At 63.4% G+C, this 24,291-nt stretch carries 24 protein-coding genes; 9 read left to right on the top strand and 15 right to left on the bottom strand.

Annotated elements, in window-relative coordinates; genetic code table 11:
- Window positions 1-41 precede the first annotated feature (41 nt).
- Together BJI67_RS02545 and BJI67_RS02540 are read left to right on the top strand one after the other, a co-directional pair.
- Window positions 42-794, top strand: a complete 753-nt coding sequence (locus tag BJI67_RS02545) for an SDR family NAD(P)-dependent oxidoreductase (RefSeq protein ID WP_070071690.1) — start codon at window positions 42-44, stop codon at window positions 792-794.
- Window positions 795-864: 70 nt separating this feature from the next.
- Window positions 865-1,632, top strand: coding sequence for an EAL domain-containing protein (locus BJI67_RS02540; protein ID WP_070071689.1), 768 nt, complete (start codon window positions 865-867; stop codon window positions 1,630-1,632).
- A gap of 7 nt (window positions 1,633-1,639) precedes the next feature.
- Here the strand turns inward: BJI67_RS02540 and BJI67_RS16605 are convergent, their stop codons facing one another.
- A complete protein-coding gene (locus tag BJI67_RS16605) occupies window positions 1,640-2,377 on the bottom strand; it encodes a nitrilase-related carbon-nitrogen hydrolase (RefSeq protein ID WP_083250574.1) in 738 nt (245 codons plus the stop codon).
- Window positions 2,374-2,787 (bottom strand): ketosteroid isomerase-related protein, encoded by a 414-nt coding sequence (locus BJI67_RS02530; protein ID WP_070071688.1) that lies wholly within the window; start codon window positions 2,785-2,787, stop codon window positions 2,374-2,376. The genes BJI67_RS16605 and BJI67_RS02530 overlap by 4 nt, the downstream gene beginning before the upstream one ends.
- 191 nt (window positions 2,788-2,978) lie before the next feature.
- Here BJI67_RS02530 and upp point away from each other — a divergent pair, with 191 nt between their 5' ends.
- On the top strand, window positions 2,979-3,626 hold the full coding sequence (gene upp, locus BJI67_RS02525; protein ID WP_331712272.1) for a uracil phosphoribosyltransferase: 648 nt from the start codon (window positions 2,979-2,981) through the stop codon (window positions 3,624-3,626).
- A 9-nt stretch (window positions 3,627-3,635) separates the two neighbouring features.
- Window positions 3,636-4,031, top strand: a complete 396-nt coding sequence (locus BJI67_RS02520; RefSeq protein WP_197513257.1) for a cupin domain-containing protein — start codon at window positions 3,636-3,638, stop codon at window positions 4,029-4,031.
- Here BJI67_RS02520 and BJI67_RS18075 read toward each other — a convergent pair.
- The 3 genes from BJI67_RS18075 to BJI67_RS02510 are packed head-to-tail and all read right to left on the bottom strand — an operon-like array spanning window position 4,024 to window position 5,745.
- Entirely contained in the window at window positions 4,024-4,155 is a 132-nt protein-coding gene (locus BJI67_RS18075) for a hypothetical protein (RefSeq protein WP_269449610.1), read from the bottom strand. The genes BJI67_RS02520 and BJI67_RS18075 overlap by 8 nt on opposite strands.
- A 53-nt stretch (window positions 4,156-4,208) precedes the next feature.
- A complete protein-coding gene (locus BJI67_RS02515) occupies window positions 4,209-4,748 on the bottom strand; it encodes an RBBP9/YdeN family alpha/beta hydrolase (RefSeq protein WP_070071687.1) in 540 nt (179 codons plus the stop codon).
- Window positions 4,749-4,752: 4 nt separating this feature from the next.
- Complete coding sequence (locus BJI67_RS02510) at window positions 4,753-5,745, bottom strand: hypothetical protein (RefSeq protein WP_070071686.1); 993 nt, start codon at window positions 5,743-5,745, stop codon at window positions 4,753-4,755.
- A 124-nt stretch (window positions 5,746-5,869) separates the two neighbouring features.
- Here BJI67_RS02510 and BJI67_RS17730 point away from each other — a divergent pair, with 124 nt between their 5' ends.
- Entirely contained in the window at window positions 5,870-6,034 is a 165-nt protein-coding gene (locus BJI67_RS17730) for a hypothetical protein (RefSeq protein WP_197513255.1), read from the top strand.
- Window positions 6,035-6,089: 55 nt separating this feature from the next.
- On the opposite strand, the gene BJI67_RS02505 is transcribed toward BJI67_RS17730, so the two are convergent.
- The 3 genes from BJI67_RS02505 to BJI67_RS02495 all read right to left on the bottom strand — a co-directional run bounded on the left by BJI67_RS02505 (window position 6,090) and on the right by BJI67_RS02495 (window position 8,313).
- Window positions 6,090-7,121 (bottom strand): alkaline phosphatase family protein, encoded by a 1,032-nt coding sequence (locus BJI67_RS02505; RefSeq protein ID WP_083250573.1) that lies wholly within the window; start codon window positions 7,119-7,121, stop codon window positions 6,090-6,092.
- Between the two features lie 179 nt (window positions 7,122-7,300).
- Window positions 7,301-7,549, bottom strand: coding sequence for a hypothetical protein (locus tag BJI67_RS02500; protein ID WP_070071684.1), 249 nt, complete (start codon window positions 7,547-7,549; stop codon window positions 7,301-7,303).
- A gap of 173 nt (window positions 7,550-7,722) precedes the next feature.
- Window positions 7,723-8,313: an alpha-ketoglutarate-dependent dioxygenase AlkB family protein gene (locus BJI67_RS02495; RefSeq protein ID WP_197513254.1), complete on the bottom strand. Its 591-nt coding sequence runs from the start codon at window positions 8,311-8,313 to the stop codon at window positions 7,723-7,725.
- Between the two features lie 335 nt (window positions 8,314-8,648).
- On the opposite strand from BJI67_RS02495, the gene BJI67_RS02490 reads away from it, so the two are divergent.
- Complete coding sequence (locus BJI67_RS02490) at window positions 8,649-10,277, top strand: methyl-accepting chemotaxis protein (protein ID WP_070073899.1); 1,629 nt, start codon at window positions 8,649-8,651, stop codon at window positions 10,275-10,277.
- Window positions 10,278-10,310: 33 nt separating this feature from the next.
- Here the strand turns inward: BJI67_RS02490 and BJI67_RS02485 are convergent, their stop codons facing one another.
- The 6 genes from BJI67_RS02485 to BJI67_RS02460 form a co-directional block, all read right to left on the bottom strand.
- Window positions 10,311-10,817, bottom strand: a complete 507-nt coding sequence (locus tag BJI67_RS02485; protein WP_070071683.1) for a GNAT family N-acetyltransferase — start codon at window positions 10,815-10,817, stop codon at window positions 10,311-10,313.
- Between the two features lie 866 nt (window positions 10,818-11,683).
- On the bottom strand, window positions 11,684-14,683 hold the full coding sequence (locus tag BJI67_RS02480; protein ID WP_197513252.1) for a putative bifunctional diguanylate cyclase/phosphodiesterase: 3,000 nt from the start codon (window positions 14,681-14,683) through the stop codon (window positions 11,684-11,686).
- A gap of 374 nt (window positions 14,684-15,057) precedes the next feature.
- Window positions 15,058-15,579 (bottom strand): phosphate-starvation-inducible PsiE family protein, encoded by a 522-nt coding sequence (locus tag BJI67_RS02475; RefSeq protein WP_070071681.1) that lies wholly within the window; start codon window positions 15,577-15,579, stop codon window positions 15,058-15,060.
- Between the two features lie 199 nt (window positions 15,580-15,778).
- Window positions 15,779-17,464 carry a methyl-accepting chemotaxis protein gene (locus BJI67_RS02470; RefSeq protein ID WP_070071680.1) on the bottom strand — a complete coding sequence of 562 codons (1,686 nt, stop codon included), beginning with the start codon at window positions 17,462-17,464 and terminating at the stop codon, window positions 15,779-15,781.
- Window positions 17,465-17,827: 363 nt separating this feature from the next.
- Window positions 17,828-18,022 (bottom strand): hypothetical protein, encoded by a 195-nt coding sequence (locus BJI67_RS02465; protein ID WP_070071679.1) that lies wholly within the window; start codon window positions 18,020-18,022, stop codon window positions 17,828-17,830.
- A gap of 122 nt (window positions 18,023-18,144) precedes the next feature.
- Window positions 18,145-19,083 carry a LysR family transcriptional regulator gene (locus BJI67_RS02460; RefSeq protein WP_070071678.1) on the bottom strand — a complete coding sequence of 313 codons (939 nt, stop codon included), beginning with the start codon at window positions 19,081-19,083 and terminating at the stop codon, window positions 18,145-18,147.
- Window positions 19,084-19,207: 124 nt separating this feature from the next.
- Here BJI67_RS02460 and BJI67_RS02455 point away from each other — a divergent pair, with 124 nt between their 5' ends.
- The 3 genes from BJI67_RS02455 (at window position 19,208) to BJI67_RS02445 (ending at window position 23,769) form a co-directional block, all read left to right on the top strand.
- Window positions 19,208-20,593 (top strand): ribulose-bisphosphate carboxylase, encoded by a 1,386-nt coding sequence (locus BJI67_RS02455; RefSeq protein WP_070071677.1) that lies wholly within the window; start codon window positions 19,208-19,210, stop codon window positions 20,591-20,593.
- A 95-nt stretch (window positions 20,594-20,688) separates the two neighbouring features.
- Entirely contained in the window at window positions 20,689-21,495 is an 807-nt protein-coding gene (locus tag BJI67_RS02450) for a CbbQ/NirQ/NorQ/GpvN family protein (RefSeq protein WP_070071676.1), read from the top strand.
- 9 nt (window positions 21,496-21,504) lie between these two features.
- Window positions 21,505-23,769 (top strand): nitric oxide reductase activation protein NorD, encoded by a 2,265-nt coding sequence (locus tag BJI67_RS02445; protein ID WP_070071675.1) that lies wholly within the window; start codon window positions 21,505-21,507, stop codon window positions 23,767-23,769.
- 352 nt (window positions 23,770-24,121) lie between these two features.
- On the opposite strand, the gene BJI67_RS16600 is transcribed toward BJI67_RS02445, so the two are convergent.
- On the bottom strand, window positions 24,122-24,289 hold the full coding sequence (locus BJI67_RS16600; protein WP_083250568.1) for a tyrosine-type recombinase/integrase: 168 nt from the start codon (window positions 24,287-24,289) through the stop codon (window positions 24,122-24,124).
- Between the last annotated feature and the right edge of the window lie 2 nt (window positions 24,290-24,291).

The raw sequence follows: 24,291 nt of genomic DNA, 5'->3' as shown, positions 1-24,291 counted from the left end.
ACGGCACACGTACGAATCCGCCCCGGCAAACAGGCCCCGACATGCCCGCCCACGACCCTCAGCCGCCCGTCGCCCTGGTGACCGGCTCCACCTCGGGCATTGGCCGCGCCATCGCCCGGCGCCTGTCGGCGGACGGTTATGCCGTCGTGCTGCACTCGCGCACGTCCGTCGAGGCGGGTCGGGCACTCGCGGACGAACTCGGTCTGGCCGCCTACGTCCAGGCGGACCTCGCCGAGGACGACGAACGCTTCCGGCTCGTGCACGAGGCGGTCGGCCGCTGGGGCCGCCTCGACGTGCTCGTCAACAATGCCGGCCTCAGTCAGGTCATCCCGCACGACGACCTCCTGGCCGCCACGCCGGGCGACTGGCAAAGGCTGCACGACATCAACGTGGTCGCGCCCTTCCGTCCGGTGGCGGCCGCCGAGACGGCGCTGCGCGCGGCCGCCCTCCCCGGACGCCCGGCCTGCGTCGTCAACATCAGCTCGCATGCCGGCGTGCGCCCCAAGGGCGCCTCGATTCCCTACGCGGCCGCCAAGGCGGCGCTGAACCACACCACCCGGCTGCTGGCATGCGCACTGGCGCCCGACATCCGGGTCAATGCCGTCGCCCCGGGGCTGGTGGACACCCCGGTGACCGCGGACTGGGCGGATGCGCAGCGCCTCTGGCGCGAACAGGCGCCCATGCGGCGCGCCGCGACGCCGGAAGACGTGGCCGACGCCGTGGCCCTGCTGGTCGCATCGCACTATCTGACCGGCGAGATCCTGCTCGCCGACGGCGGACTCAACCTCACCTGAACCGGCCGCACGGGTGTGCGCGGCCGCGACGGTCCGCTAGACTGACACCATCACACGCGGAGCCTGCGGCATGGACGAACGGCACTACATCCCCCTGACCTGCGCCCAGTGCGCCGAGGCCGAGGGCCTGGACTTCGACTTCACCTTCGCCTTCCAGCCGATCCTCGATCTCGACGCCGGCCGGATCGTCGCCCACGAGGCCTTGGTGCGGGGCCTCGCCGGCGAGTCCGCCGGCGAGATACTCGGGCGCGTCACCGACGCCAACCGCTACCGCTTCGACCAAGCCTGCCGGGTCAAGGCGGTGCAGACGGCGGTAGCGCTCGGGCTGGACTGCGATCTCAACATCAACTTCTACCCCAACGCGGTCTACCGCCCGGAACTGTGCATCCGCACCACCCTGCAGGCGGCGGAGACCTACGGCTTCCCGGCCGAGCGCATCGTGTTCGAGGTGACCGAGGCCGAGCGGATCGAGGACACGCAGCATCTGGTCGACATCGTCCAGTGCTACCGCAAGCTGGGCTTTCGCACCGCCATCGACGACTTCGGCGCGGGCTACGCGGGGCTCAACCTGCTCGCCGAATACCAGCCGGACTACATCAAGCTCGACCGCCAGCTCATCGCCGGCATCGACGCGCGCCCGGCCAAGCAGGCGATCACCCGCGGCATCGTGCAGGTGTGCCGCGATCTCGGCATCGGCATCCTCGCGGAGGGCGTGGAAACGGCGGAGGAATTCGCCTGGCTGCGCGACGCCGGCATCCGGCTGTTCCAGGGCTACTACTTCGCGCGCCCGGCGCTCGGCGCGCTGCCCGAGGTGCCCGCCGAACGCTGGCAGGCCTGACCCCGGCTCAGCGCAGCGTCACGCGCTCGGCCGCGCCGATCTCCGGGCGGACCTGCCCGTCCCAGTCGCGGTGGTTGAACACCTGCCCCTCGCGGCGCACGTCCGCGATGCGCGCCGGGTCGACCTCGGCGAACATCCAGCCGGGCGCATTCAGGCGCCCCACGGCCACCACGCCGTCGTCGGGCAGGCCGCGGTCCGGTGGCGCGTACACGCCGGCCGCGCCGACGTTCACGTCCACCGCCTCCGACCACGGCGCCTCGCCCACCGTCGGCGCCTGCACCACGTAGCACTGGTTCTCCATCGCGCGCGCCTGGCAGCCGATGCGCACGCGATGGTAGCCGGCCAGGGTGTCGGTACAACTCGGCGCGAGCAGCAGTTCGGCGCCAGCCTCGACATGCCGGCGCGAGAGCAGCGGGAACTCGACGTCGTAGCACACGTTCACGCCGATGCAGCCCAGTTCGACATCGAATCCCGCATCCGCGAAGGGCCGGCGCACCTCCTCGGTCTCGTGCACCAGCGGCACCGCGGTGGAAGCGCCCACCGCGCGGTCACCGTCGAGCGCGAGCACGACGACGCTGCCGGGCGCGCGGATATAGGTTTCGAGGTAGCGCGCCTCGTAGTCGAGGTCGCCCTCGTAGAGATAGGGGAAGTCGCGGAACACCTCGATGCGCAGGCGGGCGAGTTCGGGCACCCGCGCGGCCAGCGCGTCGCCGGTACAGACCTCCACCCGCAACCCGCCGTTCATCCGCGCGCGCCGACCTGGGCCAGCCAGTCGTTCAGGTTGTAGTAGTTGCTCACCCGCGTGATGCGGGCGTCGGCGATCTCGAAGAAGGCGCCGGCCGGCAGGCGGTAGGTCTGGCCGCTGGCCTCGGGCAGGCCCTCGTCGGTGGCGATGTAGGTACCGATCACGGTGAATTCGGCCGCCGCCCGCGTGCCGCGCTCGTTGACCATCACCTCGAGATCCGCGATCTCCTCGCGGTAGCAGCGGTCCATGTGCGCCATGAAGCGGGTGAAGGCTTCGCGGCCGACCTCGCGCGCGCCCTGATTGATGTCGTGCACCACGTCCTCGGCCAGCAGGCCGAGAAAGACCTCGCGGTCGCCCGCGTTGAAGGCCTGGTAGTAGCGGTGGATGATCGAGATGACCGTATCGTGCATGGGCGAAACTCCGGAGTTCGTGAAGCGGAGCCATGAAGGAATCGCCTTATAGCCCACCCTATCGCGCCCGGCAAGAACGAATAATTATGATTTCCGCGGTGCGTCATTCCCCTCTCACGGCGGCAGCGATTACCATGCGGGATCGAGAGGGTGCCCGTACGGGGCGCCCGCGCCGACCGAGGAAAGACGCCGTGAGCGCCCACGAATTCCCCAATCTGCACCTGCTCGATCACCCCCTGATCCAGCACAAGCTGACGATCGCCCGACGGGCGGACACGCCGACCATCCAGTTCCGCCAGTTGCTCAAGGAGATTTCACTGCTGATGGGCTACGAAATCACCCGCACGCTGCCATTGGAATATCAAGCCATCGAGACACCTCTTGAGACCATGTCTGCACCCGTGATCCAGGGGAAGAAAGTGGCTATCGTTGCTATCCTGCGCGCGGGGCTGGGCATGACCAGCGGCCTGCACGAGCTGATGCCCTCGGCCCGCGAGGGTCACATTGGTCTTTACCGAGACCCCGAAACCAAGCGCCCGGTGGAGTATCTGGTCAAGCTGCCCGAACCCGAAGGCCGGCTGTTCATCCTGGTCGACCCGATGCTGGCGACCGGCCATTCGGCGGCCCACGCCATCGACGTGCTCAACCGCCACGGCGTGCCCGACAGCCACATCCGCTTCATGGCGCTGGTGACCTCGCCCGAAGGCGTGGCCGTGCTGCGCGAGACGCACCCCGACGTGCCCGTCTATGCCGCCGCATTGGACCGTCAGCTCGACGACCACGCCTACATCCGCCCCGGCCTGGGCGACGCCGGCGACCGGCTGTTCGGCACCAAGTAGGGCCGCCCGGTGCGCGCCTTCGAGACCCTGCACGCGGAGCGCGGACGCACGGAAACGGCGCCGGACGGCTCGCGGGTACGCGTACTGCTGGGCCTCGACGGCGGCAGCATGGCGCGCTTCGAACTGCCGGCCGGAGGCACGAGCTCGGCGGTTTTCCACCGCAGCGCGGAAGAAATCTGGTACGTGCTCGAAGGCCGCGGCGAACTGTGGCGCCGGCAGGAGGATCGCGAGGAGATCGTGGCGCTGCGCCCGGGGCTGTGCGTCAGCCTGCCGCTGGGCACCCGGTTCCAGTTTCGCGCCGCGCCGGACGCTCCGCTTGCGGTGCTGGCGGTCACGCTGCCGCCCTGGCCGGGGGACGGAGAGGCCTTGCCGGTCGCAGGGCCCTGGCCGCCGGACGCTACTTGACCAGCGACCAGGCGCCGAGCCCGACCGCCAGCCAGAACAGCCCTTTCACCACATAGAAGCCCAGCGCCGCCCAGCCGAAGCGCTTGCCCCACTGCTTGAATTTCGCACGCGTCTCTTCCTGCATCGTTCTACCCCCCGATCAGGAGGGGGATTATGCCATTCCGAGATCGCCCACGCTCAACCGAGCAGTTCGCGCAGCAACGCGAGCCCTGGCGGCCATGCGCCGAGCCCGCTCGCGTAGTTGATGTGCCCGCAGTCGCCGGCCGAAACCAGGCGGCTGCCCCAGGCACGCGCACAGTCTTCGGCAAAGGCGAAACCGGCGTAGGGGTCGTTCGTGCTCGCGACGACGATGCTCGGAAACGGCAATGGCCGCAACGGCACCGGCGCGAATCCGGTGGCCTCGGCTGGGAAAATCGGTCCGCCAGGGTCGGGCTGGGCGACGATCAGCGCACCCCTCACCCGGCGCGTGGTGGTCGCGGCCCAGTGCGCCACCAGCAGACAGCCAAGGCTGTGCGCCGCCAGCACGACATCCTCGCCGTGCGCGGCGACCGCCGCCTCGAGCGTCGCGCACCAGTCCGCGCAGCGCGGCGCTTCCCAGTCGTCCTGGCGCACGCGCACGAAGCCGGGCTGCTCCGCCTCCCACAGGCTGTGCCAGTGCCCCGGACCGGAATCGCCGATGCCGGGCAGCAGGAGCACGCTGGCGTGGTTGACGCTCACGCGTTCACCTCAACGGAGGAAGGCGGTGCAGGGCCGCTTCGGGGAAGACACTCAGCATCCAGCTGCGACAGGGATGCCAGAACGCCGAAAGCAGGAGCAGCAGCGAGCCGATCACCAGCGAGGTGATCGCGAACCCCAGACTGACCACCCCGTACATCTTCAGCAGGGCGCTGAAATTGATCAGCACGTAGACCAGCGCCGAGGCCATCAACGCGCGGCGGTCGATGGCCAGCGATACGGCGGCGATGGCCGCATACAGGGCGATCGCCGCCAGCCCCAATATCGGAGAGCTCTGGCTGCCGTACTCGCCCAGGGCCGCGAACACGGGACGCACCAGCAGCGGCGCGGCCAGCAGATGTAGCCAGAAGGCCACGTCGGCACGTCGCGTGACCCGGGCCGGATCGCTGGCGTCCCAGAGCATGGCCAGCGCGAAGGCGATCAGACCGGCCGAGAATTCGACGAGGCCGGGATGTTCATGCGTCCACGGCACGCTCTTGAACAGCACCACGCCGGCCACGCCCAGCAGCGCACCGGCACCGGCGGCCACCGTGATCGGGACGTGGAAACGCAGCCAATGCAGCCAGGCCGCCACGCACGCCATGGCGCTGGCGTAGCCGAAGGCGGCCAGCGTGCTGCCCAGCCAGGCATAGGCGGCAAATCCCACCCCGCCCACGAAACCCAGCAGCAGGACGATGGCCGGGAGCGCCATGCGCCGGCGACGGACGAAGAACTCCGCCAGGCCCCAGGACGCGGCCGCCAACAGCACCCCGGCGAGCCAGTGATGCTGCGCATAGCCGATCCAGGTCACCGAGGCCAGCAGCAGGAGACTGGCCACCACGACGAAAATGTCGTTGAAGCCGGTCACCAGACGGAAGCGTTCCTCGTCGACGGCCGGCGTCCGACGCTGATCGGCCACGTGCTGCCTGAACGCCTCGGCCTGATGCTCGGTCAGGACGCCTGCCCTGACCGCCGACGCAATGTCCTCGTCGCTGTACATGTCCGTCCCGGGGTGTGCCCAAACCTCGTTATGATAGCCGAGAACCCGGGGAACCCATCGCCGATCGTCGTCGTGTCATGCAGCAGGCGCGGCACTCCCCGCGCGCCCGCACATGGAGGTACGCATGCACCGCAAACTCGTCGAATACGTCCTGGCCGCCCTCGCCATCGCCCTGCTCGGCAGCGCACTGAGCGGCTGCTTCTACTACCCGGATGACGGCTATTACGGCTACGGGTACGGGTACGGCCACGACCGACGGCCGCCGCGCTATCACGGCGAGGACGACTGACGATTCCGTTCAAGACCCCGTCAACGCCGGTTGTCCGGCGTGGTCGGGCATAGGCTTACGGCGTCTTCACCTCGGGCCCGGCAAATATGACGGGCTTGGCCTCGGCCGCGTGCCCCAGGCCGGCAAGATCGAGGTGATAGTCGGTCGCGATGGTTGCCAGGATGTTGTAGTGGTTGACGTGCTGAGACGATTTCGAGCCTGGCTTGATTCCGGCGCCATAAATCACCGTGGCGATGTGATTATCGGCATCCGAATGAAAATCCTCGTCCCAGGTCACGATCAGCAGGCTGTCGTGCGCCTTTGCCCAGGCGGCATAGGCCCCCAGTCTCGTACGCAGGAAGTGATCGGCATTTTTCGCAAGTTGCCGATCATTGGCATCGCCTGAACTGGATGCGTACGGACAGTTCTCTGTGGTCTTGCTGCCGGAAACGCCACCGTGCATATCGTTGCACTGGTTGGGAATGACGTACGAAACCGTGGGCAGGGCGGCAAAATCCGCAGCCGGGAAGGCCGACATGGGCTGATTGATGCTGGCCGGCAGCGTATTACTCTCATTACCCTGGCGCGCATAACCCGAAGGCGCCTGCCAGTTGGTCCAGGGATTATGCTTGCGCGCATAAATGAAGGCCCCCGGATTTGCGGACGGCATGCTGTCATACGCCGTTTTGCCATCGGAGAAATAGGCCAGCGAACCGGGAGCCGGGAGCGACTGGGAGTAGGCGGAAAAGCTATAGCCTTTATGGATCAGGGCAGCCGCGAGATTGCCTGCCGTCAGCGGGGTCTGTTGCGCCGCGTTCTCACTGGCACCGGGAACAGGGGCATCGGTCGTTACCCCCTGATGATCCCCGGAAAACAAATCGAGATAGTTCGGCTGGCTGGGATGTTCGACGCCATGGGAATTCGTCAACAGCAAACCGCCATCGATAAGGATCTTGTTCAGATAAGGCATATCCGAATTGCCCACAACCTGGCTATAGCCATGGTTTTCCTCGATGACGACCACGATGTGCTGCGGCACATGACTGGCTGGCGAAGCCAGCCCGAGAACCCCCAGAACGCCCTGTAAAAAAGTAGAAATCGTCGCCACGGCACCGCCCTCCTTTGCTGACTTCCCTTCAACGAAATGCGCACCGTTCCGTTATCACATGAATATCGGCCCGCAACCGGACGCGGTCCCTGGTGCAATTACATATCAATGATAAGGCGTCGCCCCTGAGCCGGGCATGCAGGAGGCTGCTTCCGATCGAGAATCGATCGGCCCCGGCGTCAGTCCAGGCGGATGACGATGCGTTCGCCGTCGTTATGGTCTTCGATCTCGATCAGCGTGCCGACCGCCTCTTCCTCGGCTGCCAGGCGCACCAGTTCGTCCAGATCGATGCCATTTTCGTGCAGCCTGGCCACGGCACGCTTGGGCAGCAGGCGTACCGCGAACTTGAGGACATTGCCCGGAACCCGCACCGTCGTTTCGGGCGTGTCCGCATTGCCCTGGTAGATCAGTATCTTCAGATCACGCATGCCGGCACCTTCTGGATTGACTGGGGTTGTCTGGGGTGGGTCTGATTGATCACGCTGCATGATACGAAACCTGCATCATTCATGTCTGGCGAGGAGAGGCCATACCGGGGCTTTGGTTCGCAAATCGCATTCCGCCCATTGAACCACAACCGCCCGCATGTTTCGGCGCCGGCTTAGCCAGAATCATCCATGGCCACCAGACGGTAGGTGAGATTGATGCGCGGCTCGTCGACTTCGGGCTGCGCCGCGACCTGATGCAGCCAGTGCTGCTGGAAACCGGGCCGCATCAACAGCAAGTCGCCATGATGCAAGGACAGCGCTCCGGTTTCGGACTGATGCTTGTTGCGGTACTGCATGACCCGCGAAGCCCCCAGGCTCAAGGAGGCTATCCACGGTTCCGAGCCTAGCTCCTGTTCGTCGTCCGTGTGCCAGCTCACCGAATCGCGGCCGTCACGATAATAGGTGAGCAGCACCGAATTGAAGCGATGACCGCAAGCCAGCTCGATCTGCTCGCGCAGCGCCGTCAACTCGGGCAGCCACGCGAGAGTCTGCAGCAGGTTGTTGCTGTAGCTGTAGCGAATGCCGGGATCCGCATACCAGGCCTGCAGGCGGGGAATTTCGATGCGTCGGCCAAAGGCCATGAAATGGTCGGTCTGCCATGTCACCTGGGTGCACAGAGACTGCAGTAGCTGCCGCCCCTGTTCCTCGCCGTAGAACGCAGGGTGATATTCAAGTTCTGGATGCGGCCGTTCCGTTCGAGCCACGCGAAGCTCATTCCAGACAGATATCATCTGATCCTCTACATCCATTCCCAAGCGTATTCACAACCGCATACAAATATCTGCAGCTCGATAATTTCAATGACTCCGATGGCAAGTCTTTATGATGCCGGCAGCCATGGCCCAATCCTCATCACCATGTCACGCACACTGCCTGGCAGTGAAGCCGATGACACACATCCGCGTCGTGCGCAGCGCACATCATACCCCCCCTATCCCCTTCTACCACGAATAGTTTTTCTAATATTTTTGTGGTTATATCCGATATAGTACGTGACCCAGAATGAATTACACCGCAAGTTCCTAAGGAGTCGATGTCCGTGAAGAAGAACTTCCCTATCAACCAGACAGAACACACCTTCAAGTCCGACGAACAACTTATTTCGTCCACTGACCTTGCTGGTGTAATTCGCTACAGCAACGAATCCTTTGCAAAGATAGCCGGCTACGCGATCGACGAATTGATAGGGAAAAGCCACAACATCGTACGTCACCCCGATATGCCCCAGGCTGCCTTTGCCGATTTATGGACCTCGCTCAAGCAAGGCAAGCCCTGGATGGGGATAGTCAAAAACCGTAGCAAGGACGGTGGGTTTTATTGGGTCGACGCCTATGTCACCCCGGTCTACGAAAATGGCGCCTGCATCGGTTACGAATCCGTTCGGGTCAGGCCACGACAAGCCGACCGAAGCCGCGCCGAAAAACTCTATCAATCGCTCGGCCCCGCCGCCACGCAGGATGGCCGGGGCCTAGATTCCGCCAAGTCCGGCAGAATCGCCGCCAAGCTGAGCAAGTCGCGCTGGTGGGATGGCGTGATGAACCGGATGCTGCTCACAGGCGGAATGACCGCCGCGTTGATGACCTTGCTGACGCTACTGCCACTTGCTCGCAGCGAATTGGGTATCGCCGATATTCTGCTCGGCCTGGCGGGCGTCACAATCGCCTGGCTTTTCTCGCGTCCGATGCGCGAAGTCGATGCGCTCGTGCGCAAGGAGGTCGTCGACAATACGATCATGCAGGCGGTGTACAGCGGCAAGAAGGGCGAGCCCGGCCGCATCGAACTGGCGATACGGTTCCTGCAGGCCAGTCAGCGCACCGTCCTCGGCCGGTTGGGCGAAGAGGCGGGAAAATTGCGCATGGCCGCAGACGCTTCCGCGCGGGAACTGGGACAGGTCATCATTCAAATCGACCAACAATACGACAAGACCGACCAGGTCGCAGCCGCCATGAACGAAATGGCGGCGACGGTCATCGAGGTGGCGCGCAATACCAACGCGGCTGCCGAGGCTGCGAACAAATCCAGTGACGAAACGGACAAGGGTGCGCGCGTTGCCAATGATTTCACGGGCGTGATTGAACAAATCGCCGAACAAATCGCGTTGGCGGCCACTACGATGGAACAACTGCTGGCCAGCAGTGAAAGCATCTACAAGGTAACCGATCTGATCACCCAGATTTCGGAGCAGACCAACCTCCTCGCCCTCAACGCCTCCATTGAGGCCGCTCGCGCCGGGGAGCACGGACGCGGCTTTGCCGTCGTGGCCAGCGAAGTGAGCGAGCTGGCGAACAAAACCAAACAGGCCACCACGGACATTCGCAAGCAGCTTGAGCAATTCAAGAACATGCTCAGTAGCAGCGCGGAAAACATGCGGGCCAGCCGGGCACGGTCGGATGAAGGCGTGCAACGCGTGGGCGACGTCACCGCAGCCTTGACCGCCATTTCCGAAGCCGTGGAGCTGATCAACAGCATGAGCATGCAGATCGCAACCGCCACGGAACAGCAAAGCTCGGTCGCAGAGGAAATTAACTCGAATATCGTGCACATCCGGGACGGTGCCGAAAGTATCAACGAATCCGCGAATACATCGCGCCGCCTGTCCGACCAGCTCATCGGCCTTGCCAATGAGCTGGATTCGCTGGTGCATCGCTTCAGGAGTGTCGCCTGCTGATTGCCGGCGACCTGGTAGAAACGGCAAAGCTTTTCACCCCAGCGAGGGATGCAACAGCCCCATATACATCAGATCGACGGGCTGGCCGCCCACGAACAGACCACAGCGACGCACGCCTTCCCGGCGAAAACCGATTTTCTCGTAGAGTCGGATGGCAGGTTCGTTGTCCGTGCGCACGTCGAGATCGATGCGCAGCAGCCCGGCGCCCCAGGCATGCTCGACCGTGGCCCGGATCAAACGTTCGCCGATCCCCTGACCGCGGTAGCGGGTGCTCACGCCCATCCCTAGCGTCGCGCGGTGGGCGCACGCCGGCGGGCGCGTGATCGGCACGGCATCGCACCAGCCCACCACCCGGCCGTCCGCTACGGCCACGTAGTGCGCGTTGTGGTTGGCGAGATTATGCGCAACGAAGTCGGTACTGCGTTCGAGGGGAGGCGCTTCGGTCGATGCCAGAAACCGCCGCTCGCGCGCCACGGAGTCGACGCATTCGTGAAAACCCGCCACGTCCTGCATTCCGATTGGCCGCACCAGTACCGGCATACCGTCTCCTTGGGTTGCGAACAAACGCGACACTCGCGTCGTCATGCCCTTGCGGCATGCACGCGCGCCACGCCTGCAGCATTCCATCATCGGCCTGCGGGAATTTCCAGCGCCGCGTTTCGCGCCGCGCCATCGACAGGCGATTAGCCGTTCCGACGCCTGGCGCGATACCCGAGATAGATAAGTCCGGCGAGCCCCGCGAACAGCATGACCCAGGGCGCGTAGGCCCATGCGGGGTGGTAGGTCACCTCGATTTTTCGGGTATCCGGAAAATAGTGTTGACGGGAGTCTAGAATTCGCCTTATTGAAGCAAGAGGATCAATGTTGATATGCGAATCCCTGTTAGTTTTTGCATGTTCCCGTTGCACGCCTCCTTCGGCATGTGGGGCAAGATTGTTGTCCACTGACCAGGTACGCGGCAACCCTGTTTCCCAGCGCCCGAGAAGATAGTGAGCACATGATTGTGTGCCACTCCGAAGCATGGGAAGATCCCGCTGCGGTGGCCCTCCCTCCAACCCCGGTCACTGCATTGGTTTTTGCCCGCCTGTTGGCGGGTTTTTTTTTGCAACGCTCAGCGTTATAAACTGATTAATGTGGCGCACTCAGACATGATTTGATGACAGGGAATGGCGGCGTCACCTCGGGGAAGATTACTGGAACAACTTAGGCGGGCGGAGTCAATCTTGCGGGAAAGAGAGTCCGCTTACCGAGAAATTGCCCGCGAGCATGGGAAGTGGAGCGATGAAGCCCGCTTGGCTTACGAGAAAGTGCGGACAGCCGCACAGCGCGCTGACTGGATATTCGAGGAACTGACAACGAGTGATCTATAAGCTCAACGCTGTATCATGGCCGGCCGCCTCTGATTGTTACGCCTCCTGTCGCAAGCGAGCATCCATCTGTTCAATGACCTCATCCAGTGCGTCTACGAAAGCGGTCCAAACAGCGTCAATCTCCACTGATGTACTGTTCGGGGAACCCGTCGAGAGCGTCGCCAGCCAATCCAGCAACTGCCGATGGAGCAATCGATGCGATTGCTGGAGTCTAGCCGTGTCAAGTGAAGCGGCCTGCTCGCTTTTCAGCCATGTGCCGAGGGGACATGGCGCGCTCAAACTCGCCGCCAGTTCGGCAAGGTCATTCTTCGATAGTTTATGATCCGCGCATGCCTGTTTGCGGAACCGCATCATCAATTGATTGTGATAGGGCAAAGTCCGCAATAAAACCAGCGCATCCAATGTGGGACGCCAGCGTGGAATTTCAGCGTAGCGCGCGGCTGGGCGGTAGCGAGCGAGCCAGTCAAGCCAGTCACGTTCGCCCATCGGTTTGGCAAAGAAGTATCCCTGGATCACCTCACCGCCGAGTCGGCGCCACAGGCTGACGACACGCGCCTCCTCAACGCCTTCCGCGACCACTTTCGCGCCATGGATTTCGGCCAGTGTCAGCGCGGCATAGCCGACCGCGAACGCTTCGGTATCGTGCTCCAGATTTTGCACGAACTGCAGGTCCAGCTTGATCACATCCAGCGGCAATTCGCGCACGTGCTGCAGCGAGGCGTATCCGCTGCCGAAATCGTCCAGCGAGACGTGTATGCCGCGTTTTCTGACCTCACCCAGCACGCGCGCGCTTTTGTCCAGATCGGCCAATGCCTGGGTTTCTGTCAACTCCAGGGTCAGATAGGCGGCCGTTCCCGGGTAACGATCCAGGGTTTCATCCAGATCGTCCAGGAAGGCCGAGTGCTGTAAATGCCGGGCACAGATATTGATGCTCACACGACCGAAGGCGTAATGATCGGACCGCCAACGCGCGATGGCCGTGGCCGCGCTGTGCAGTAGAAATCGACCCAGCTGACGCGAAAGGGCGGCATCCCGTTCAATGATGGGGATAAAGCTGTTGGGCATCCAGAAACCGTCACCGTTATGCCGCCAGCGAACCAATGCCTCGACCCCGATCACCGCGCCCGTCGCCAAGTCGATTTGCGGTTGATAGTGGAGAAACAACGCCTGGCTGGCGAGCGCGTTCGGCAGCTCGCGATAGACTTGATATTCGAGCCGGGCATCGTCTGCCATGAGGTGACTGAATAGCTGCCAGCGACGTCTTCCAGCTCCCTTGGAGGCATAAAGCGCCGCATCGGCATGACGAAGCAACTCCGTGGGACTGCTGTCGTCGAGCGGATAGAGCGTGAATCCGAGGCTCGCATCCGTGTTCAGTTCATGCCCGATACCCTCGATACGTATCGGCTGGCGTACCGATTCGAGCAGTCGATGTGCAATACCTTCAAGTTCCACCGTGCCAGAAACGCCCTCCAAAAGTATGCCGAATTCGTCCCCGCCCAGCCGGGCAACGGTGTCTCCCTGGCGCACGGCTTCCTTGAGTTGCCTTGCGAGTATCTGGAGTACCTGGTCGCCGACCTGATGCCCGAGGTTGTCATTGATTTGTTTGAAATAATCGAGGTCGAGTATCCCTACGGCGGTTAACCGTTCGGCACGACCGGCACGCGCCAGGGCCTGTTCGAGCATACGCATGAAGTAGCTTCGGTTCGGCAGCCCGGTCAGTGAATCCTGCTGGCTCAGGCGCGTGATCTCCCGCACATGCTCGTACTGGTTGAGCCCCAATGCGACATCGCGGGCCAGCTCCTCCATCAACTCGACCAGGGCTGGGGTAAAGTAATGTCGTCTTTGCGCGTAAGCGGCCAGAATACCGCGCTGCCCCGCCTTGGTTGTAAAAGGCGTCATCACGGCACTTCGCAGCCCGTATCGTGTGGCGCGCTCAAGCCACAACGCAAAACCGGCATCGTCCCACAGATCCGCCACGGCCACGGTCTCTCCCTTGCGTAGCGCCTCGCCAGCCGGCCCTCGACTGGATGGGCTGTCCGGAGCGAGATCAATCTCGAGACCATCGACGTAGCCCCGGGCAGGGCCCGCGGCCCTTTGCACATGTACCCGCGAATCCTGGATCAGGCCGATCCATACCAACGGCAAGTCAGCACTTTCCGCCAATTGCGCACAGACCTTGGCATACAGCTTTTCTGGTTCGGGCAAGGCAACCAGAGCCTGATTGATATCCTTGAGTGCGCCGTAATAGGTGCGCAATTGCGATTCGGACTTCGCGATACGGGTAGAGCGCCTGGCGCTCATACCCAGCACAAGCGTAAGCAGGGACAGCAAGACCACCCCTTCGCCAGCGCCGCCCTGCAGCAGCCATTCGCGCCAGATCACCGCGCGTGGCAGGCTGGCGGTCACGCTCAAGGGAAATCCCGCGACAGAGGTTTGTGCGTACAAGCGACCCTGCTGTGTCCAGATACGAATGCCGGTCGACGCATGCCGGCGTAATGGAAACTCGGGTTGGCCTGCTTCACGGCGGGCGCCTTCGCCCTCGGCCTGCTCGCTATGCGAGACTTGCCTCGCACCCGGTCCGCGCCAGTTCAGCCGGTAGATCGGCTGATGGCCGGCAATAAGATCACGATGGGTCGCCAGCGCAGTCGGAGGCCATGGTAGCAAGGCATACACATCCAGGATCGGATCGCCGCCGGCATCGCGTATGCGTGCACAGGCAGGCAACGCCTGGTCCTGACCGGCGGATACGAGTTCATGCGGTAAGTGGACGGGCGCCGCCAGCGTGACCGACGCGTTACGATTGAGCGGGCATAGACGGTGCGCGATACGCAAGTAGGGGCTTTGCGCGCGGCCGACAATCGGTGACGCGCCCAGCAAGCGCCCATCTTGGGCCTGGAGGACGAAGATCGGCAATACACTGTCGGGATAGGCTGACTGGAACAGGATGATGCGCGTATCCACTTGCGCGGGGCGGAGATCGTTTCCCAGTGCCAGAAAATTGCCCATAGCCCGCAGGGCAGCCGACCAGTGCGTCAAGGAAGAGGCCTCGGCCTCTGCACCACGCCGTACGCTCGCCCGCAGGGCTTGTTCGACATGCCAACGGGTATCGCGCCATGACTGCACACCGTAAAAAAGAGCCAGCAAAAAGAGCAAAAAGAGAAAGCCCGCCCTGCGTAGCCAACCCTTACCTTGCTTACCTTGCTTACCTTGCTTACCTTGCTTACCTTGCTTACCTTGAGTCCACATTAGCATTCGCAACCGAGGCCCGCGTCGGCGGCAACTGGATGATTGACCCTCCGGCATAGCCGCGGCCAGATTATATAGAACGGATACGGTCTCCGCTCAGGATCGGGTAGATTGTCTCAGGATAAAAAGGTCGATCCCGGTGATGTGCGCGCGAGAAAGGTGGGTTATCCGATGTCTCCAGATCCTTGGGTACGCTTTTTTGCTTGCGCCTGTGCGCGGTCATGACGCTCGCGGAGCAGCCAATACACGACGCCGAGCGCTAGTGACGCAAAACCGAGCGCGCCCAGTGCCGCGGCATTGATGCTCCCCATATCCAGAACGATGAATTTGCGCGCCAGCGCCAGTAGCGCAATCAAGATCACCGTTCGGACTTGAATGATATGTTCCTGTCTTTCCAGTACCCGCAATATGGAATGCTTGAACTCCAGCGCAATCAGGAGCGTCATGATCATGCCGAACACGGTCTCGAACGTACTGTGATCCAGCGGATTCAGGGTTCCCGTTACCAGCATGGAGAATACCTGGCGTATCAGATTCCACAGCGCAATCACGATGATGACCGCAATGACGGTGGTCAAAATCAGCGCCACGACTTGCTCGAAGCGTTCGTAGAAGGTCATCACACCCCAGAAACGCTGGGTGTCGCCGGCAGGTGGGCTATGGCGCTGATGGATATTGTCTGACATGGCATGCTGTCTAAGTCGAAGTACCTGAGCGACGCATTGGCAAGAATCCGTTGCCCCCTACATGCCCCTCTACATATAGAGCGGAAAGCCGTGTTTCAAGGGTGCTGAATCCGTATTTTCCTTTCATCGCGACCGTCATTATGGCCACGATGGCGGGCGGTATGTATAGCTCAAGATAGGACGAAACGCGGCGTCCTAATCATTGCACCTTGAACTGATTGACCAGCACTTGTAGCTCTGCTGAGAGTCTGGCCAGATCTTCACTCGCCGTCGCCGTCTGCTGGGCACCCGCTGCCGTCTGTTCCGTGGCGTGACTGATGTTGCTGACGTTGCGGTTGATCTCCTCCGCCACCGAGGATTGCTCCTCCGCCGCGCTCGCAATCAGCGCGTTCATGTCGTTGATCTGCGTCACCGCCTGCGCAATCGTGTTCAGCGACGTCCCCGCTTCCTGCGCCTGCGTCACGCTCGCCTGCGCCCGTTCGCGACCCGAGGTCATCGCCGCCACCGCGCTCTTCGAACCGCCCTGCAGCCGCTCGATCATCCCCCGGATCTCCTCCGTGGAATCCTGCGTCCGCCGCGCCAGCGTCCGCACCTCGTCCGCCACCACCGCAAATCCGCGCCCCTGCTCGCCCGCCCGCGCCGCCTCGATCGCGGCGTTGAGCGCCAGCAGGTTGGTCTGCTCGGAGATCCCGTTGATCACCTCCAGTACCCGGCCGATCTGCGCGCTGTCGTTCTCCAGCGCATGGATCACCTGCGCCGCCTGTTCGACCTCGTCGGCCAGCTGGCTGATCGAACTGATGGTGCTTTCGACCACCTGCCGCCCCTGGCGCGTGGCCCCGTCCGCCTCCTGCGCCGCGCGCGCGGCGTCGTTGGCGTTCTTGGCCACCTCCTGCACCGTCGCCGACATCTCGTTGATGGCCGCCGCCACCTGGTCGGTCTCGCTCTGCTGGTTACGTACGTGGTTGCTGGTCTCCTCGCTCGTCGCCGACAGCTGCTCCGAGGCCGCCGCCAGCTGCGCCGTCGAACCCGCCACCTGTCCTACCACCTGCTGGATCCGCTCGACGAACTTGTTGAACGCATCTGCTAAATGGTCCAGTTCATCCCGTCCTCGCGAGGTCATTCTGCGCGTCAAATCACCCTCGCCCTGGGCAATGTCCTGCATGGTCTCGACCGTGAGGCGCATCCGCGTGCGCATGCTCATGACCGCCATGCCGACCAGCACGGTGCCGATGATCAGGGCGAGCGCGAGCAGACTCAGGCTAAAGATGCTCGAAAGTCGTAGATCGTCATGCACCCGTCGATTGGCCGCTTCGGCTTGCTGCTGTGCCAACTGCGTGAGCGTGAGCAATTCGCTGCCGATCTGTTCGGACAGCGGGTAGGCGCGCGTCACGAGTACATTCATGGCACCGGCAAACTGTAGCGTTTTGAGATGATGCACCACGGACGCATAGTCCGATTCGCTGCGCTTCCAGATCTGGCCGACATGCTGAATCTTGCTCGCGAGCTGGGGATCGTTGGCGGCGAGTTTGATGGCCTGCTGATAATTCGCGTCCGCCTCGGCGAGGTATTTCGTGGCCGCGTTCACGTATTGGCCGTTGAGGCTGTTGGTCATCAGTTTCTGCGTCACGTCCGGCGAGACGCCGCCGATGGTGGTGAGGTTCATGTTGAGCACATTGTCGCGGATGGCGATGCCGGCCCGCAGGGTTGCGCCGCTCATGCGCTGCAGGGCATTGAGCAGGGAGTTCTCCTGCTGGCTGAGCTGTGTATCGGAGCGGATGACGCTGCCGAACCAGACCGGCGTGAGCACGGCCGCGACGGCGAAGACGGCGGCCACGGTGATGCTGGCCACGATGCGAGCGGTGATGGTGCGAAGGCCCAGGTTCATAGTCGATTCCTTCCTGTTTATTAGTTGTAATGATCTCCATGGTACGTCGGGTCTGACGCGCAGCCACCCCGAGAGGGGGCACCCAGGCGCCAGCCCGATGAGCGTCATCATAATATTGATCGGCCTTCGCGGGCGTTTCTTGAAGCCTCGTGGCAGGCGAACGGAAGCCGTTCCGCTGGTTCAGCCGAGGGCAAAGGTCAACCGCAGGATGAACACGCTGGCGTTGCCGGGTTCCCCGCTCGGATCACGGAGGTGCACCGAGAGTCACAGTATCTGAAGGGATCGGCACCCTAAAATACACACGATGTTCCTGCTTACTGACAAGTCAGTAAATTAGGGAACAAGTGGTGATATGGGTTGTCTTCAAGTTCCATGAAGAGAGACGGTCAGGCCGTAGGGCAACATCACCGCGAGATAGCAGGCGGCGAGGCCGGACAGTACCGCCACCGGCCAGGGCCAGCGCGGCAGCCGGCCGGTGCGGGCCAGACGCAGCCCGATACCCGCGCCGACCAGCGGGGGGCACCAGCACCACCGGTACCATGAACGCGAGCAGGACATAGGCAAGGAGGATGAGGCTGGCGTCGACCAGCAAGCCTGCGGCCGCGCCCAGCAAGAGTCCGAACAGTTTTTCCCGCCACATGCCCCCTCCCAGCCAAACCGTAGACGGAGCCCGTCCGTGCTCAGGCCGTCTGCGCCATGCCCCCCTTGCGCAAGGGCGCGATCCACGCCCGCTCCGCCTGCTCCAGCACCAGTTCCGAAAACGCCTGCGCCGCGGCGCTCAGCCGCTTGCCTTCCCGCTGCACGAGATACCACTGCCGCTTGAGCGGGAACCCGTCGATGTCCAGCACGCACAGCAGGCCGCTCGCCAGCTCGGCCTGCACGGTGTGCAGGGACACCAGCCCCACGCCCAGACCCGCTTCCACAGCCTGCTTGATGGCCTCGTTCTTGTTCATTTCCATCGCCGGCCGGAATGGCAGCCGCTGTTCGATAAAGAAATTTTCCAGTGCCCCGCGCGTGCCCGAGCCCTGTTCGCGTACTACCAGTGGCTCCTTGATCAGGCGGTTCACCGGAATATCCGACACCTGCGCCAGCGGATGATTGGGCGCGGCCACGATGACCAACGGGTTTTCCATGAACGCCCGTGCGCTCAGCGCCAACCCTTCCGGAGGGGTGCCCATCAGCGCGAGATCGCTGGTGTTCTCGCTCAGGTGCCGCAGGATGGTTTCGCGGTTGACCACGTTCAAGCTCAGCTGCACGTCGGGATGCAGATCGCGGAACATCGCCATCAGCCGCGCGGCGAACACGCTCGCCGTGCTGGCTGCGGAGACCGTGAGCGTGCCGCCCTTCAAGCCCTTCAGGTCGGCCAGCGACTGTTCCAGATTGGCCAGTTCGCGCATCACCGCCTCGGCGCTGCGCAGGGTTTCGTAGCCGGCCTCGGTGAGCTGGATCTTCTTGCCGGTGTACTCGAACAGGGCCGTGCCGAGAAAACCTTCCATCTGCTTGATCTGCATCGACACGGCCGGCTGGGTCAGGTGAACCGCCTCGCTCGCGCGGGAAAAACTGCCGCAACGGGCCACGGCCTGGAGGATTTCGAGTTGGCGCAGAGTAATTTTGATCATCAGTGATATTTTGGGGTTATCCAAATAAGTCTGAATATATCTTATAGCCCGCGTTAATTATAGTGTCTTCCCGTTGCGTCGCCCTAAAGCGTTGACGCCGCTACGATAAATTTGGAGGAACGACATGGCTAACGACCAATCCAACCGCTACGCCAATCTGGACCTCAAGGAAGAGGACCTAATCGCTGGCGGAAAGCACATCCTGGTGGCCTACAAGATGAAGCCCAAGGCGGGCTACGGCTACCTGGCAACCGCCGCCCACTTCGCGGCCGAATCGTCCACCGGCACCAACGTCGAGGTGTCCACCACCGACGAGTTCACCAAGGGCGTCGACGCGCTGGTCTACCACATCGACGAAGCCGCCGAGGATATGCGCATCGCCTATCCGATCGACCTGTTCGACCGCAACGTCACCGACGGCCGCTTCATGATCGTCTCCTTCCTGACCCTGGCGATCGGCAACAACCAGGGCATGGGCGACGTCGAATACGGCAAGATGATCGACTTTTACGTGCCCGAACGCGCCATTCAGATGTTCGACGGCCCGTCCACCGACATCACCAACCTGTGGCGCATCCTCGGCCGTCCGATGAAGGATGGCGGCTACATCGCCGGCACCATCATCAAGCCCAAACTGGGCCTGCGTCCCGAGCCCTTCGCCCAGGCGGCGTACCAGTTCTGGCTCGGCGGCGACTTCATCAAGAACGACGAGCCGCAGGGCAACCAGGTGTTCGCCCCGGTCAAGAAGACCATCCCCCTGGTCTATGACGCGATGAAGCGCGCGCAGGACGAAACCGGCGAGGCCAAGCTGTTCTCCATGAACATCACGGCCGACGATCACTACGAAATGATGGCCCGCGCCGATTTCGCGCTGGAGGTCTTCGGTCCCGACGCCGACAAGCTGGCCTTCCTGGTCGACGGCTACGTCGGCGGTCCCGGCATGGTGACCACCGCCCGTCGCCAGTATCCCAACCAGTACCTGCACTACCACCGTGCCGGTCACGGTGCGGTGACCTCGCCCAGCTCGAACCGCGGCTATTCCGCCTTCGTGCTGGCCAAGATGTCCCGCCTGCAGGGCGCCTCCGGCATCCACGTCGGCACCATGGGCTACGGCAAGATGGAAGGCGACGCCGACGACAAGATCATCGCCTACATGATCGAGCGCGACGAGTGCCAGGGTCCGGTCTACTACCAGAAATGGTATGGCATGAAGCCCACCACACCGATCATCTCCGGCGGCATGAACGCGCTGCGCCTGCCCGGCTTCTTCGAGAACCTGGGTCACGGCAACGTGATCAACACCGCCGGCGGCGGCTCCTACGGCCACATCGACTCCCCGGCGGCTGGCGCCAAGTCGCTGCGCCAGGCCTACGAGTGCTGGAAGGCCGGCGCCGACCCGATCGAGTGGGCCAAGGAACACAACGAGTTCGCCCGCGCCTTCGAGTCCTTCCCAGGCGACGCCGACCAGCTGTACCCCGGCTGGCGCGACAAGCTCGGCGTGCACAAGTAAGCCGCGCGCCAAACGCGACACGCCCCCGGTCCGCCGGGGCGTTTCCCCGGAAGCCCCGCAGGCCGGGGCGACCGGCTTTTCGATGGAGGGCGGTCATGACGATCGACGTGCAACAGTATCTGGTCCGGCAGGAGCCCTATTACCAGCCCCAGGGCCGTGAAGTGCAGCTTTACGAAGCGGCCTACCGCAACCGATTGCCGGTCATGGTCAAGGGTCCCACCGGCTGCGGCAAGTCGCGCTTCATCGAATACATGGCGTGGAAGCTCGACCGGCCGCTGATTACCGTCGCCTGCAACGAGGACATGACCGCGTCCGACCTGGTCGGCCGCTATCTTCTGGAAGCGGACGGCACCCGCTGGATCGACGGCCCGCTCACCACCGCCGCTCGCATCGGCGCGATCTGCTACCTCGACGAAGTCGTCGAGGCCCGGCAGGACACCACCGTGGTGATCCACCCGCTCACCGACCACCGCCGCACCCTGCCGCTCGACAAGAAGGGCGAACTGATCGTGGCGCACCCCGACTTCCAGCTGGTGATCTCCTACAACCCCGGCTACCAGTCGCTGATGAAGGACCTCAAGCAGTCCACCAAGCAGCGCTTCGCCGCATTCGATTTCGACTACCCCGATGCCGATCTGGAAACCGCCATCCTGGCCCGAGAGGCCGGCATCGCCGCGGAACTGGCCGGCAGGCTGGTGAAGGTCGGCCTGGCCGCGCGCAACCTCAAGGGGCACGGCCTCGACGAGGGCATTTCCACGCGCCTGCTGGTCTACGCCGCCAAGCTGATCAACGACGGCGTCGATGCCGCCGACGCCTGCCGCATGGCGCTGGTGCGGCCGATCACCGACGACGCCGACATCCGCGACACCCTGGACAACGCCATCGACGCGATCTTCGGCTAAGGCCCGGCCGTGGACCGCGACAGCGCACAACAGCAGTCGCCGACGGAGGCCTACCGCGCGCGCCTCGACACGCGCTTTCCCCAGGTCGACGAGGTATTCGAGGGCTGTCTGCAGCAGGCTCTCACGACGCTCACGCCAGCCGGCGTCGACGCCTATCTGGAGGCCGGGCGCAGCATCGGCAAGCTGGGCCGCGGCGTCGAACCTCTGCTGGCCTTTCTCGAAGCCTGGCCCGAAACCGCGCAGCACGTCGGCGAGGCGGCGCTGCCGGCAGTGATGGCACTGGTCGGGCGGATGCAGAAATCGCCCAACGGCCAGGCCATCGCCCCCTTTCTGCAGACGCTGGCGGCAGTCGCGCGACGGTTGCAGTCCATCGAGGCGCTGCAACACCACCTCGACATCGTGCTGGACCTCATGGAGCGCACCACCGGCTCCATCCACGGCCACCACACCACCTATTCCAGTCCCGGCCTGCCGGACCTACTCGCCCAGGCGCCCGCCCTGCTCGCCCAACTCAGCCCGGCCGGACTCGCGCGCTGGGTCGATTACGGCATCCGCAACTACGCCACGCACCCGGACCGACAGCAGGACTATTTCGCGCTGCAGTCCGCCGATGCGCGCGCCGTGCTGCAGCGCGAACGCGACGGCACCCTGCTGGCCGACGTCGAACGGCGCCTGGACCTTTACCTGCGCGGCCTGTGGCACGACAGCGATCTGCTGATCCCCTATTCCACCGCCTTCGACGAACTGCGCAAGCCGGTGCCCTACTACGACCACCTCGGCATCCGCCTGCCCGACGTGCAGCACGACACCGGCGGCATCCGGGGGATCGACCGCTACCGCGCCATGCTCGCCCATATGGTCGGTCATCGGCGCTGGTCGTCGCCGCAGATCGCCGACAACTGGAGCCCGTTCCAGCGCATGGCGGTGGAGTTCTTCGAGGACTGCCGCATCGAGACGCTGCTGATCCGCGAGTATCCCGGCCTGCGGCGCCTGTTCCTCGCGCTGCACCCGCGGCCCGTCGAGGGCGCCTGCGACCCGGAAACCACTTCCTGCCTGCGCCATCGCCTCGCGATGCTGTCGCGCGCGCTGCTCGACCCCGATCACGGCTATCTCGACGCCGACCTCAACGACTTCGCCGCACGCTTCCACGCGGCGCTCGCCGAGGGCGAATCCTCGACCGCCGAAATCGCCTCGCTGGCTCTCGCCTACGTCACCAAGACCCGGCGCCAGAGCGACCAATTCGCCAAGGTGCATTTCGACGACACCGTGATCGAATACCGCGACGACAACCGCCATCTGTGGCGCTTCATCGAAGAGGGCGACGAGGAGGAAACCTTCAGCGAAGAACGCAAGCAGGCCGAAGTCGAGGAAATCCGCGGTCTGCCGCCGCGGCACTATCCCGAATGGGACTACGTCAGCCGCACCTACCGCCCGGACTGGGCCTGCGTGTACGAGGCGCTGCACCCGTCCGGCGACGCCGGCGTCATCGAGCGCCTGCTGCAAAAGCACGCCCTGCTCGCCCGGCGCCTGAAGCGGGTGCTGGACCTGCTCAAACCGCAGGACAAGGTACGCATCCGCTACCAGGAAGAGGGCAGCGAACTGGATCTAGACATCGCCATCCGCTCGCTGATCGACTTCCGCGCCGGCGCCGTACCCGATCCGCGCATCAACATGAGCCACCGCACCGCGGGCCGCGACATCGCCGTCACCCTGCTGCTCGACCTCTCGGAATCGCTCAATGAAAAGGTCGCCGGCGGCGAGCAGACCATCCTCGAACTCTCGCAGGAAGCCGTCTCGCTGCTCGCCTGGGCCATCGAACGCCTAGGCGATCCGCTGGCCATCGCCGGCTTCCATTCCAACACCCGCCACGACGTGCGCTACCAGCACATCAAGGGCTTCGGCGAGCACTGGGACGACACCGTCAAGGCCCGCCTCGCCGCACTGCGCGCCGGCTACTCCACACGCATGGGCGCCGCGATGCGCCACGCCGCCCACTACCTCGGCGCGCGCCAGGCCGACAAGAAGCTGCTCCTGATACTCACCGACGGCGAACCCGCCGACGTCGACGTACAGGACAACCGCCTGCTCATCGAAGACGCCCGTCAGGCGGTCAAGGAACTGGACCGCGAGGGCATCTTCACCTACTGCATCAGCCTCGACCCCCGCGCCGACGAATACGTCACCGACATCTTCGCCCACCGCTACACCGTCATCGACAACATTCAGCGTCTGCCGGAAAAACTCCCTGAATTATTTATGGCGCTGACGAAGTAGCGGGATTGGGATTTCGGTATTGCATCGCCCCGGGAGTTAGCTCCAGGGAATGTGACTTTGATTACGTGTCAAAGCAGCCGGAATCAACGGGCATCATGATTTAACTGTATGACTACAGCTAGTGCGCGCTATAAGTCACTCGCTACCCGATTACATTTGTGCCACCAACCGGAAGAGTCGCAAGACGGTCGGACAACGCCCAGAAGCAGCCGCTCAGGTATTTGCTGAACCCGACACATGAAAGACCGCTTTGTTCTGCATGCCAGTCCAACGCAGTTCTGAAATGAGCTTGGTAGTGGTAGCTTGGTGAATACACTACCGCCACCGAGCCACCAGGCGACTTAGTCCAGAATTATCCAGAGGACTGGACCAGACGCGTCGTTTCCAGCACATGCGTGTAGATCATCGTGGTTTGCAGACTGCGGTGTCCCAGCAATCGCTGACTAGTTCGTATGTCCGTACCCGTAGCGAGCAGATGGGGGGCGAACGAGGCTGTTTGCTCTGTCTCGCTATGCGCCAATT

Source organism: Acidihalobacter aeolianus (assembly GCF_001753165.1).
Classification (GTDB): Bacteria; Pseudomonadota; Gammaproteobacteria; order DSM-5130; family Acidihalobacteraceae; genus Acidihalobacter; species Acidihalobacter aeolianus.
This window is presented reverse-complemented; position numbering and strand designations above follow the sequence as displayed.